General features: G+C 61.7%; 12 protein-coding genes and 1 tRNA gene. 7 read left to right on the forward strand and 6 right to left on the reverse strand.

The window, feature by feature from the left end; all coding sequences use genetic code 11:
* Positions 1 to 8 precede the first annotated feature (8 nt).
* The 5 genes from ACURWW_RS08710 to ACURWW_RS08730 all read right to left on the reverse strand — a co-directional run bounded on the left by ACURWW_RS08710 (position 9) and on the right by ACURWW_RS08730 (position 4,866).
* A complete protein-coding gene (locus ACURWW_RS08710) occupies positions 9 to 809 on the reverse strand; it encodes a M48 family metallopeptidase (protein WP_445616423.1) in 801 nt (266 codons plus the stop codon).
* 108 nt (positions 810 to 917) lie between these two features.
* Positions 918 to 2,123, reverse strand: coding sequence for a class I SAM-dependent RNA methyltransferase (locus tag ACURWW_RS08715; protein ID WP_445616424.1), 1,206 nt, complete (start codon positions 2,121 to 2,123; stop codon positions 918 to 920).
* The gene (cysE, locus tag ACURWW_RS08720; RefSeq protein WP_445616425.1) at positions 2,123 to 2,935 is read right to left on the reverse strand and encodes a serine O-acetyltransferase; all 813 of its coding nucleotides are present in this window, start codon (positions 2,933 to 2,935) and stop codon (positions 2,123 to 2,125) included. The genes ACURWW_RS08715 and cysE overlap by 1 nt, the downstream gene beginning before the upstream one ends.
* A gap of 82 nt (positions 2,936 to 3,017) precedes the next feature.
* Complete coding sequence (locus ACURWW_RS08725; protein WP_445616426.1) at positions 3,018 to 4,028, reverse strand: serine/threonine protein kinase; 1,011 nt, start codon at positions 4,026 to 4,028, stop codon at positions 3,018 to 3,020.
* A 121-nt stretch (positions 4,029 to 4,149) separates the two neighbouring features.
* Positions 4,150 to 4,866 (reverse strand): ComF family protein, encoded by a 717-nt coding sequence (locus ACURWW_RS08730; protein ID WP_445616427.1) that lies wholly within the window; start codon positions 4,864 to 4,866, stop codon positions 4,150 to 4,152.
* An 86-nt stretch (positions 4,867 to 4,952) separates the two neighbouring features.
* Between ACURWW_RS08730 and bioB the strand changes: the two genes are divergently transcribed.
* From bioB to ACURWW_RS08760, 6 genes are all read left to right on the forward strand, one after another.
* Complete coding sequence (gene bioB / locus ACURWW_RS08735) at positions 4,953 to 6,002, forward strand: biotin synthase BioB (RefSeq protein WP_445616428.1); 1,050 nt, start codon at positions 4,953 to 4,955, stop codon at positions 6,000 to 6,002.
* 56 nt (positions 6,003 to 6,058) lie between these two features.
* Complete coding sequence (gene bioF, locus ACURWW_RS08740) at positions 6,059 to 7,207, forward strand: 8-amino-7-oxononanoate synthase (protein WP_458618474.1); 1,149 nt, start codon at positions 6,059 to 6,061, stop codon at positions 7,205 to 7,207.
* Entirely contained in the window at positions 7,207 to 7,887 is a 681-nt protein-coding gene (gene bioD, locus ACURWW_RS08745) for a dethiobiotin synthase (protein WP_445616430.1), read from the forward strand. The genes bioF and bioD overlap by 1 nt, the downstream gene beginning before the upstream one ends.
* A 481-nt stretch (positions 7,888 to 8,368) precedes the next feature.
* Positions 8,369 to 10,168: an acyl-CoA dehydrogenase C-terminal domain-containing protein gene (locus tag ACURWW_RS08750; protein ID WP_445616431.1), complete on the forward strand. Its 1,800-nt coding sequence runs from the start codon at positions 8,369 to 8,371 to the stop codon at positions 10,166 to 10,168.
* A 95-nt stretch (positions 10,169 to 10,263) separates the two neighbouring features.
* Entirely contained in the window at positions 10,264 to 10,446 is a 183-nt protein-coding gene (locus tag ACURWW_RS08755; RefSeq protein WP_445616432.1) for a DUF3094 family protein, read from the forward strand.
* A gap of 45 nt (positions 10,447 to 10,491) precedes the next feature.
* Entirely contained in the window at positions 10,492 to 10,791 is a 300-nt protein-coding gene (locus ACURWW_RS08760) for a hypothetical protein (protein WP_445616433.1), read from the forward strand.
* Between the two features lie 21 nt (positions 10,792 to 10,812).
* Here the strand turns inward: ACURWW_RS08760 and ACURWW_RS08765 are convergent, their stop codons facing one another.
* Positions 10,813 to 11,127 carry a hypothetical protein gene (locus ACURWW_RS08765; protein WP_445616434.1) on the reverse strand — a complete coding sequence of 105 codons (315 nt, stop codon included), beginning with the start codon at positions 11,125 to 11,127 and terminating at the stop codon, positions 10,813 to 10,815.
* 249 nt (positions 11,128 to 11,376) lie between these two features.
* Between ACURWW_RS08765 and ACURWW_RS08770 the strand changes: the two genes are divergently transcribed.
* Positions 11,377 to 11,453 (forward strand) — tRNA-Met (locus ACURWW_RS08770).
* The last annotated feature ends 43 nt before the right edge of the window (positions 11,454 to 11,496 follow it).

Raw genomic sequence — 11,496 nt, forward strand, 5'->3', positions numbered from 1 at the left:
AAACCGCTTCAGAGGGTGCAGTCGGGTGTCCTGCCGCTTGCCCGCGCCTGTTCATAGAGCTGCTGTGCCTGGGGCATTTTTTCGCTGAGTGCTTCCATCCGCGTGGAGGAAGAGGGGTGAGTGGACAGGAGTTCGGGAGGATTGGGTCCGCCCGCCTCATCCATGTTGCGCCACAGCTCGATGCTGGCTTCGGGCCTGAACCCTGCTTTGGCCATGATATCGAGCCCAAGAATGTCCGCCTCGCTCTCCTGGCCGCGCCCGTATGGCATGAGAACGCCGTACTGGGCGCCAACGCCGAGCAGGCCCATGGCCTGTTCGCGCGTGGCGGCACTGGCACGGCCGGCAATGAGGGCCTCCAGCACTTGCAGGCCCGCAGACGTGGCGTAGGTGGCCGACACCCGGGCGTTGGAATGCTCCGCCAGCACGTGCGCGATCTCGTGGCCGATGACTGCCGCCAGTTGATCCTGATTTTCCGCCACCTCAAGCAATCCGGTAAAGATGCCGATCTTGCGGCCGGGCAGGGCGAAGGCATTGACCGACTCGTCGGCGAAAACCTGTACCTCCCAATCGCCACCGTCATCCAGGGTTCGGGTAAGCGCCGAAGAGACACACTGCACGTATTCGCGGATACGCGGATCGTCGCTGACCGGCGTTTCCGCCTTGATCTCTTCGAAGGCTTGTACGCCCATGGCGGTCATTTGCTCGTCCGAGACCAGTTGGAGTTGAGTGCGGCCGGTGGGGGACGTGGCGCATGCACTCATCAGCAGGGTCGCAACAATCAGCGTCGTGGCAGCACGCAGTGGAAGCATTCTCCCATCCTCATCTCTATATACACTTTCGGGCAAGCAGCGCTTGTGCCAGTTGCGGCGAACCGCGGCTCTGACGGTGGGTGCCTGAAGGTTCGTGCTGCAGGGGAATCAGGTCAGGGCCAACTGCACCAGCACTTCCACGTGCGGGGTATGAGGGGCCTGGTCCACTGGCTGGATTTCTGTCACGCGGTACGAAAATGCCTGAAGGGTTTCCAGGTCCCGGAACAGGGTGGCCGGGTTGCAGGAAATGTAAAAGATGTGCTCCGGGTTCGGGCGTCCGCGCAGCAGATCACCCATCAGCTTGAAACCGTCCCGGGGCGGGTCCAGCACCAGGGCTTCGTAGTGTTTCTCCACCCGGAAAAGGCTGGGAAAACTGTCGGCTTTGAACAGGTCCCGGGTCATCACGGTTACTCCGGGCAGGTTCTCCGCGCTCAGACTTTCGGTGGCCGGTCCAGAGCCGTCCACCGCGACGATCCGGCGGAAGCCGGCAGCGGCGAGGACTTCCGTGAAATTGCCGGCGCCGCAGAATAACTCCAGAATCGCCGTATCCCGGTCCAGTTCGGCGCAACGCTCTGCGAGCCAGTGGCGCATTCTCTCGTTTTGCGCGTCATTGCTTTGCCGAAAGGGCAGGCGCGAATTCACTACAACCTGGTCCGCCGATTCAATGCTCTCGTCGATGTTCAGCGTGGTCCATTGGCCTTTTCGGGCGGGCCGCCAAGCGGGCTCCGGCAGGCGCGCTGCCAGTGCGCGCAGGGTTTTGCGGTTCGGCTCGGTGAGTACCGGGCAATCGGAAATTGGCGCCAGGGTATGGCTGCCGGCGCTTACGTACCCGAGCTGTTCGCCATCGGTTTTCAACTGGGCGCGATTGCGGTAGCCGTGCGCGGAGGGCGATGACCAGATGGGCTCCACCACCGCGCCCAGTTGTGTGGCTGTTGCCTCCACCCGCCGCTGCTTGGCCGCCAGTTGTGTCGGGTAGTCGACAAATTGCCAGGGGCAGCCGCCGCAGTCGCCGGGAGCAAAGCCGTGGTGAGGGCATAGCGGCTGGTTGCGGGAAGGTGACGGCGCTTCCAGTTCCAGCAACTGCGCCAGTCCAACCCGGTTTTGCATTCCCACAAAACGAAATGTACCTCGCTCTCCGGTCCAGACGCCGGGCACGAACACCACAAGTCCGCTCGGGTGCGACACGATTCCACGCCCGTCACTGGCCTGGTCGCGCACTGTGGCGGAAAACACCTCGCCGGTTCTCGGCTCGGGGGGCGCAGGGCGGGCCGCCCGGACGGGCGGTTTGAATTTGTGAAAAGGACTGCGGGCCATCAGGGGGACTGCTCGTCGCAATCCATGTCGCAGTTCAGTTGATGATTCATATCCAGCGCGGGGCTGGCGCTGCGCGGTTTGCCCACCACCACCGCCGGCACTCCGGCCACCGTGGTGTGAGGCTCCACGTCTTTCAATACGACGCTGCCCGCCGCAATCTTGGCGCCCACGCCGATCTCGATGTTGCCCAGCACCTTGGCCCCGGCACTGATCAGTACCCCCTCGCGGACCTTCGGATGCCGATCACCGCTTTCCTTACCCGTGCCCCCGAGGGTGACGGACTGCATCATGGAGACGTTATCTTCCACCACGGCGGTTTCCCCGATTACGATGCCGGTGGCGTGGTCCAGCATGATGCCCTGGCCGATGCGCGCGGCGGGATGGATGTCGACTCCGAACACGACCGAAATGAGGTTCTGCATGAACAGGGCGAGACTCTGTCGCTCCTCCTTCCACAACCAGTGAGCGACCCGGTAGGCCTGCAGGGCGTGGTACCCCTTATAGAACAGAAAGGGAACACTGAGGGAAATAACGGTGGGGTCCCGCGTCTTCATGGCGGTGAGATCGGCGCGGGCAGCGCGGCCGATGGCCGGATCACTGTCCAGCGCCTCCTGAATCACTTCCCGCACCAGCATGGCGGAAACGGCGGGGCTGTCCAGCTTGTTGGCAAGGTGAAAGCTGAGTGCCGTTTCAAAACTCTCGTGGTTGAGAATGGTGGCGTGGAGAAAGCTGGCGAGAATCGGCTCGCGGTCCGCATGAGCGCGGGTTTCGCTGCGGATGTTCCGCCAGGTTGAATCGGTGGCGATGTCCATGGCCTCGTCCGGCTGGTTTGTGAGACCCGCGATCTTAGCAGCAAGGCGCGGGGGCAAAAAGTGCGAGTGCTGCTGCAAAGTCTTAAATAAGAACTTGCAGCGGCGGCTCATTCAGCGCGGCCAATTGTTCGCGCAGTTCCAGTATGTGCTGGGACCAGTATCGCTGTGTGTTGAACCAGGGGAAGTTCATCGGAAAGGCCGGGTCGTCCCAGCGTCGCGCGAGCCAGGCGGCATAGTGCATGATGCGCAGGCTCCGCAGACTCTCCACCAGCTGCAGTTCAGCCAGGTCCAGATCGCAGAACTGCTGATAACCCTCCAGCAGCTTCTGCATCTGCAGGCTTTGCTGATCCCGTTCGCCCGACAGCAGCATCCAGAGGTCCTGGATTGCCGGTCCGCTGCGCGCATCATCAAAGTCCACAAAGTGCGGGCGATCTTCGCGCCAGAGAATGTTGCCGGGGTGGCAGTCGCCGTGCAGACGGATGGAGCGGTATTGAACTTCCGAGAAGATTTGCTCGACCCGGGCAATCAGGTCCTCGCACAGCGTGCAATAGGCCGCCTCCAGTTCCAGTGGAATGAAATCCCCGCCGCGCAGGAACTCATAACTGTCGATGGCGTAGCTCTGAATGTTCACCTCGGGCCGGGTCTTGAAAGCCCGCTGTTGGCCGGCGGCGTGGATGCGGCCCAGGAAGCGCCCCATCACCATCAGGTTGTCCAGTTGGTCCAGCTCCGGTGCATGACCGCCCTCCCGTGGGTACAGCGCCAGGCGAAAACCCCCGTGGTGGTGCAGGCTCTGGCCCTCTGCGTTTACCAGGGGCGGCACTACCGGAATGTCCAGGTCCGCCAGTTCGAGGGTGAACTGATGCTCCTCGATAATCTGCTCGTCGGTCCAGCGGTTCGGGCGATAGAACTTGGCGATCAAGGGCGGCCCCTCTTCCATTCCCACCTGGTAGACCCGATTCTCATAGCTGTTCAGCGCCAGAATGCGCGCGTCACTGAGGTAGCCCTGGGCTTCCACCGCGTCGATGACGCGATCCGGGGTCAGGGCCTCATAGGGGTGGTTTTGGTGAGCCTGACTGTCGTAACTGTCATTCATAACAATGGAATTGCCGCGCCAACTGAATCGAGGACCCGCATTATCCTCCTTGCCCGCTCTTCTGTCTTCCGCTGCCGCAAATACTTCAAGCCTTTGCGCCCATCACAGCAAGAGTCTGCCCTTAATCGAGACCAGAATCCGGCGCTGGAGTGCGCGCCAGGGCCCAGATCTCCACCCATTTTGCGCCTGCCTCTCTGAGCTGCCGACTGAGTGCCTCGGCGGTGGCGCCGGTGGTAACCACATCGTCCACCAGCAACAGCCTCCTGCCCTCCACCCGTTCCGGATCAATCCGGAAAACCCCGTCCAGGTTGCGAAGGCGCTTGCGGCGATTGAGCTGTTGCTGTTTGGGGGTGGCGCGTTCCCGTACAGCAACGGACACGAGCGGGAGCTGCATTGAACGGGACAAATACTCGGCAATGAACGCGGCCTGATTAAAGCCACGCAGGAGCTGACGCCGCCAATGCAGAGGAACGGGCGCCACCAGATCGAAGTCCCCGGGATCAGAGAGGCGCTCCAGGAGCAGGCGAGTCAGGAGCGCACCGCTGCCCAGACGGCGCTGGTTCTTGAGTTGACCCACGAGCCGATCGATGGGCGGCCCGTAGCGGAAGGCAGCCCGGCAGCGGTCAAATGCCGGTGGACTGCGCAGACAGGAGCCACAGATTCTGGATGGACCGGGCAGGGGGATGGCGCAACGGCCACAGCTGTGCTCCAGCCACGGGAGCTCCTCGCGGCAGGCGTCACACAGGCTCAGCCGGGCCGCCGAACCGCCGCAGAGCAGGCAGCGCGAGGGGAGGAGCACCCGGGTTGCGGCTTCAAGCAGATCCATGCTGTTAACCATGTCCACGATTCTTGGTTGACAACTCAAAGGTGAGCGCTACCATTGTGCGCCAGACACCCCCGTCCAACAATCAGTCGGAGCATCCGATGCATTCCAATCCCCGCCACGACTGGACTCGCGCCGAGATCCGGGAACTGTTCGCCTTGCCCTTCAACGACCTGTTGTTCAGGGCCCACAGCGTGCACCGCCAGAATTTCGATCCCAACCAGTTGCAGATCAGCACTCTGTGTTCCATCAAGACCGGCGCCTGTCCGGAGAACTGTAAGTACTGCGCCCAGAGCGGCCACTACAACACTGGCCTGGAAAAGGAAAAGCTTATTGAGGTGGATAAAGTACTGGAGCAGGCTCGCCAGGCGAAGGCCAGCGGGGCCACCCGTTTCTGCATGGGGGCGGCCTGGCGCTCGCCTCCCGACAAGGAGATGCCCAAGCTGATGGCCATGGTCCAAGGCGTAAAAGCCCTGGGCATGGAGTCATGCATCACTCTGGGCATGCTGAACGCCCGCCAGGCACAGCAACTGGCCGACGCCGGGCTGGACTATTACAACCACAATTTGGATACCTCGCCCGAGTACTACGGCGAGATCATTACCACCCGCACCTACCAGGACCGGCTGGAAACCTTGCAGAACGTGCGCGATGTGGGGGTGAAGGTTTGCTGTGGCGGCATCCTGGGAATGGGTGAGACCCCGGACGACCACGTGGGTCTGCTGCACCAGCTTGCCACCCTGCAGCCCCATCCCGAGTCGGTGCCGATCAACATGCTGATGCGCATCCAGGGGTCACCACTGGAGAATGCCCAGCCGGTAGATCCCTTCCAGTTCATTCGCACCATCGCCGTTGCGCGGATTCTGATGCCGAAGTCCCGGGTGAGGCTCGCCGCGGGGCGCGAGAACATGCACGAAGAGGCTCAGGCCCTGGCCTATTTTGCCGGCGCCAATTCGATCTTCTATGGCGAGAAGCTCCTGACCACCCGCAACCCCAGCGCCAACCGGGACGTACAACTCCTCAAGCGCCTGGGTATGCGTCCGGAGGTGGTGGAACAGGAGCATGACGATCGCGCCGAGGACAGTGCGTTGTTGAAGGCCCTCGCTCAGCGGGAAGAAGATGACTTGCCCTACTACGACGCGGCTCTGTAATTGTGTCAGCCGCCCCTAGCCGTCAGCCCCCTGCGAAATCCGCGTTTGAGCGTCGGTTGGAAGCCGCGCTGGCCGAGCGGCAGGGCCTGAACCGTTACCGTCGGCGCCGGACTTTGCAATCGCCCCAGAGCGCCGCGCTGCAGGTGGACGGTCGCTCGGTGCTGGCCTTCTGCAGCAACGACTACCTGGCGCTGGCCGATCATCCACGGATTGTGGCGGCGTTCCGGACCGCGGCCGCGCGCTACGGAGTGGGAAGCGGCGCTTCCCACCTGATTTGCGGACACAGCGCGGAGCACCATCAACTCGAGGAAGAGCTGGCGGACTTTACCGGGCGCGAGCGTGCCCTGCTGGTTTCGACCGGTTACATGGCCAACCTCGGAGCCATCAATGCCCTGACGGATGCGGATTCTGCCGTATTCATGGACAGGCTCAATCACGCTTCGCTGTGGGACGGCGCGTTCGTGAGCCGCGCACAGGTCCACAAATTTCCCCACAATAATCTATTGGCTTTGGAGGCACAGCTAGCCGCCTGTCAAAGCAGGAACAAGCTGATCGCTGTTGACGGCGTGTACAGCATGGACGGCGACATGGCACCCCTGCCGCAGCTGGCCGGGCTGGCCCGGACGCATGACGCCGCCCTGATGGTGGACGACGCCCATGGCTTCGGCTGGCTCGGGGATTCAGGAGCTGGTGTCTGCGAACATTATGGTCTGGGGCAGGCTGAGGTTCCGGTTCTCATGGGTACTCTGGGAAAGTCGTTGGGCTGTTTCGGGGCCTTTCTGGCCGGCAGCGAGGCCTTGATCGAAGCCTTGATCCAACTCTGTCGTCCCTACGTTTACAGCACCGCCTTGCCGCCCGCCGTGGCGGCGGCCACGCGCGAAGCGCTGGCCGTGATTCGCGATGAGCCTGAGCGCCGCGACCGCTTGCGCGCGCTGGTCCGCCGTTTTCGCGCGGCAGCGCAGGAGCGGAGCATTCCTTTGACGGATTCCGAAACACCCATCCAGCCTGTGGTGACTGGCGACGAAGCCCGAACCCTGGCGCTTGCGGGTGATTTGCTGGAACGAGGCTTCTGGGTGGGCGCCATTCGCCCCCCGACCGTGCCTGAAGGCGGCAGCCGCCTGCGAATCTCCCTCCGGGCTGATCACGGCTTCGCCCAGGTGGACTCATTGCTGGACGCATTAAAGGCAGGTCTGGAACGGAACTGATGGATTTCTTCGTCACCGGTACCAACACGGAAGTCGGCAAGACCTGGATCAGCCAGGCGCTGCTGCTGGCGGCTAACAGGAAGGGCTTGCGGACCCTGGCGATCAAACCGGTAGCGGCCGGTTGCGACCCGACCCCCGATGGCCTGCGCAACGAAGACGGCCTCGCTCTGCAGGCCGCAATGAGTGAGGAGCTCTCCTACGACAGGGTCAATCCGGTCACTCTGGAGGAGGCCATCGCTCCCCATATTGCCGCCAACCGGGAGGGCGTGCTCCTTTCGGTGGATTCCCTGGGAGCCCATTGCAGGGAGGTGCTGCAGGTTCCCCATGATCTGGGTCTGGTGGAAGGGGCCGGCGGCTGGCGGGTACCCATTAACGAAGGGGAGACTCTTGCCGACCTGGCGCTGGACCTTCAGCTGCCGGTGGTCATGGTGGTGGGGATGACCTTGGGCTGCCTGAATCACGCACTTCTCACGGCCGAGGCGATCCAGCGGGACGGCTTGCGCCTCGCCGGTTGGGTGGCTAATTCGCCGGGCTCGACCATGCCAAGGCTGAAGGAAAACCTGGACAGCCTGCGCCGGCTGCTGCCAGCGCCTTGTCTGGGCGCAGTGCCATTTTTGCGGGGCAAAGGCGCGGATCAGGCGGCCCGCTACCTCAACCTGGAACCGCTGATTTCCCATTAGCAGGGCAATTGCGCGATGGCTCGCGTATTTCGGTCGGCGCCGAATGCACAGGCGCCGGCGTTTTGCTCATCCCTGGCGGTCAGTCACCACTGTTGGGTTACGGCCTGGCGGCCTAACCCAACCTACGGGAGGTCGCATCTGGCCGGTTGGGTTAGGGCCGGGGGGCTGATCCGACCTGCACGAAGCGGTGCGTAGGTTGGGTTAGCGCAGCGTAACCCAACAATAACCCGCCCCGCTGCCACCCGCACGTTAATGGGCCGGCTGCGCGAACTTGCGCACGGGGAGCGGTCCAACATTCTCGCGTGAGGGGTTCCATCAGGCGGTTCTGGAGGCGAGACCAAAAAAATTAAGTCAGTTCCAGTGTGACTCTTTGTTCAAATTCGTTTCCGTTTTATAGTTGCATCCAATTCTAAAAACCGAGCCGCTTAAGAGCGTCGGCTATAGCCCAAGCGCCGCGGTACGACTAACCAAGAGGTCCGCTATGACTGAATTCAAAGCACCATTAAGGGACATTCGCTTTGTCCGGGACGAATTGCTGGATTTTCCAGGCCTTTGGGCGAAGCTGCCCGGGTGCGAGGAGATCACGCCTGACATGACCGAGGCCATCCTCGAAGAGCTGGGCAAGTTCTGCGAAAACGAGCTGGCACCTCTGAACCAGCGCGGTGACGAGCAGGGCTGCCGGCTTGAAGGCACCGAAGTAAAGACGCCGGACGGCTTCAAGGAGGCCTACCAGTTGTTCGTGGAGAGCGGCTGGCCGGCGCTGGCGACCTCGCCCGAATACGGCGGCCAGGGTCTGCCCCACTCGCTGGGCATGGTCATGAACGAGCTGCTGGGCACTGCGAACTGGTCCTGGTCCATGTATCCACTGTTGAGCCACGGGGCGAAAGTCAGCCTTGAGGCCCATGGTGACGACGCACTGAAAGCGACCTACCTCACCAAGCTTTCCGAAGGCCAGTGGACCGGCACCATGTGCCTGACGGAACCCCATTGCGGTACGGACCTGGGCTTGTTGCGCACCAAGGCCGAGCCTCAGGCGGACGGCAGCTACCACCTGACGGGCACCAAGATTTTCATCTCCTCCGGTGAGCACGACATGGCCGAAAACATCGTCCATCTGGTAATCGCCCGCACGCCGGACGCCCCTGAAGGAACGAAAGGCATCTCCCTGTTTCTGGTTCCCAAATTCCTGCCCAATGATGATGGCAGCCTGGGTGAACGCAACAAGGTCACCTGCGGCTCTCTTGAGGAAAAGATGGGCATCCATGGGAACGCCACCTGCGTTCTGAATTTCGACGGGGCCAAAGGCTTCCTGGTGGGTGAGCTCAACAAGGGCCTCAACCACATGTTCACCATGATGAACTCGGCCCGCCTCGGTGTTGCCCTGCAGGGCCTTGCGCACCTGGAGCTGGGGCTTCAGAACGCCACCGCTTACGCACGGGATCGTCTCCAGTCCCGTTCCCTTTCGGGCGTCAAGAACCCGAACGGCAACGCCGACCCGATTATCGTCCATCCGGACGTGCGCCGCATGCTGCTGACCACCAAGGCGCTGGCCGAAGGCAGCCGCATGCTGGGGCATTACTGCGCCCAGTTGCTGGATATCGAGGCTCACGCCCCGGACCAGGCCGACCGGGAAGAGGCCGACAAGCTTCTGGCTCTCATGACGCCCATTGCGAAGGGTTTCATGACCGAAGTGGGTTTTGAAGGCGCAAACCTGGCAATGCAGGTGTTTGGTGGGCACGGGTACATCCGTGAGTGGGGCGTGGAGCAGAATGTCCGCGATGCCCGCATCGCCATGATCTATGAGGGAACCAACGGCATCCAGGCTCTGGATCTGCTGGGCCGAAAGGTTCTGAAAGACCAGGGACAGACACTGCGTATCTTCACCAAGAAGATCCACAAGTACTGCGAAGCCCAGGCCGGCAATTCGGCCATGAGCGAGTTTGTGGAGCCGCTCAATCGCCTGAATAAGGAGTGGGGCGACCTCACCATGCATGTAGGCACCCGCGCCATGAAGAACATGGACGAGTTGGGTGGGGCGTCTTTCGACTATCTCATGTATTCCGGCTATGTCACTCTGGCATGGTTCTGGGCGCGAGCCGCGGAAGTGGCCACTCGCAAGTTGGAGGAAGGTACCTCCGACGAGGACTTCTATCGAGCGAAACTGCAAACGGCGCAATTTTATTTCCGCCGTATCCTGCCCAGGACTCTGACGCTGGCTGAGACCATCAAGGACGGCGTCGATTCCCTGATGGCCCTTGATGAGTCGCAATTTGCCCGTTAGTAGCGGGTGAGAAAGTCGGAGCCACACCCTATGGCCGGGGTGTGGCTCCATCCACTATACTCCCTCCCGTCACCACCACTTGTCAGAAGTACATCATGGCCAATTCCAAGCTTTCCCCCGAAGACCAGGCGCGCGTTGATGAGGTTGTGAAAACCGGCTACAACGACGTGGAGCGCAAGCCGTTCCGTCCTCTGTACCTGCTCCTGATTCTCTATCTCATCGTCAGCGCCCTTGGCGGCCTGAGCTACCTGATCGGAAAAATCGAAGGCGTCATCTGATCGTCAATCGGTCCCGGGACGATCGTTCCACACCGGAGGAATTACATGGATACGCGAGTCATCCAGCACATGGCCCTGCTCATGTCCGTAAACTGTGTGCGAAAAACCGTACTCGACGATTTTCAGGCACAGGGCAAGCTGAGCGAAGCTGAACTTCAGCGCTTCATGGAGGAGGCGACAGACAAGCTCTACACTTTTTTGAGTTATCTGCTGAAAGAGTCGGAGGAGGAAAAGCAGCTGTTTCTTGAAGTCATGAACAGCTCTTATCCGAGCGGCTGGAAAGAGCCGGAGCTGGCGCCCGTTTTTCAGGAAGCGGTTGCCCTGTTGAAGGCCGCCCGATCCTGAGTCTTTGGCCGGGCGGAGTTCCTAGTTGTCCTTCCAGCTCCAGCGCAGCGGCTCGCCAAAATCATCGGTGATCAGAATGCGCCGGGGTCCTTTGCGGGCCATCGATTTCCGGTTCACTCCGCCGCGGCGGGCTTCAATGGCCTTTATTTCCTCCAGCAGCGGGGTGCGGTCGAACTTCGGTCCGTCGAAGCTGACCGACGGCATTCGGTAGCTGCCCGGTTCGCGACCGCTCACACCGGGGGCCACGGGCTGCACTTCCCCGCCCCCCTGCAAAAAGTCCTGAATTTGCTGTTCGATTTCCCGCCGTTCCTGGGCCTTCGATTTGGTTGGTTTCACCATGCCACCTGAACGCAGTACTGGAGGTTTCGGAGAGCTGACCGTTGGGCAGCTCGCCATTGGGAAAGTTGATTGCAACGAGCCAGTTTACCAGCATCATTCCAGGTCGGGGGATGGGGGCGCGGGGCCGGGAATCAAGACGACCCTTCCGCAGTCTCTATGTGGGCGCGTTTCACATATCGTCTTGACCCGCTACTGGGACATCCCTATAATGCACCGCCTTGGTTGAGGTAACTCCCAAGTCGTGAGTGCGGGGTGGAGCAGCCTGGTAGCTCGTCGGGCTCATAACCCGAAGGTCGTTGGTTCAAATCCAGCCCCCGCTACCAATTACGATGTAGTGCCAGTAGACAGCAGCCCGACGAGTCGGTC

It is taken from the genome of Gilvimarinus sp. F26214L, assembly GCF_054401055.1.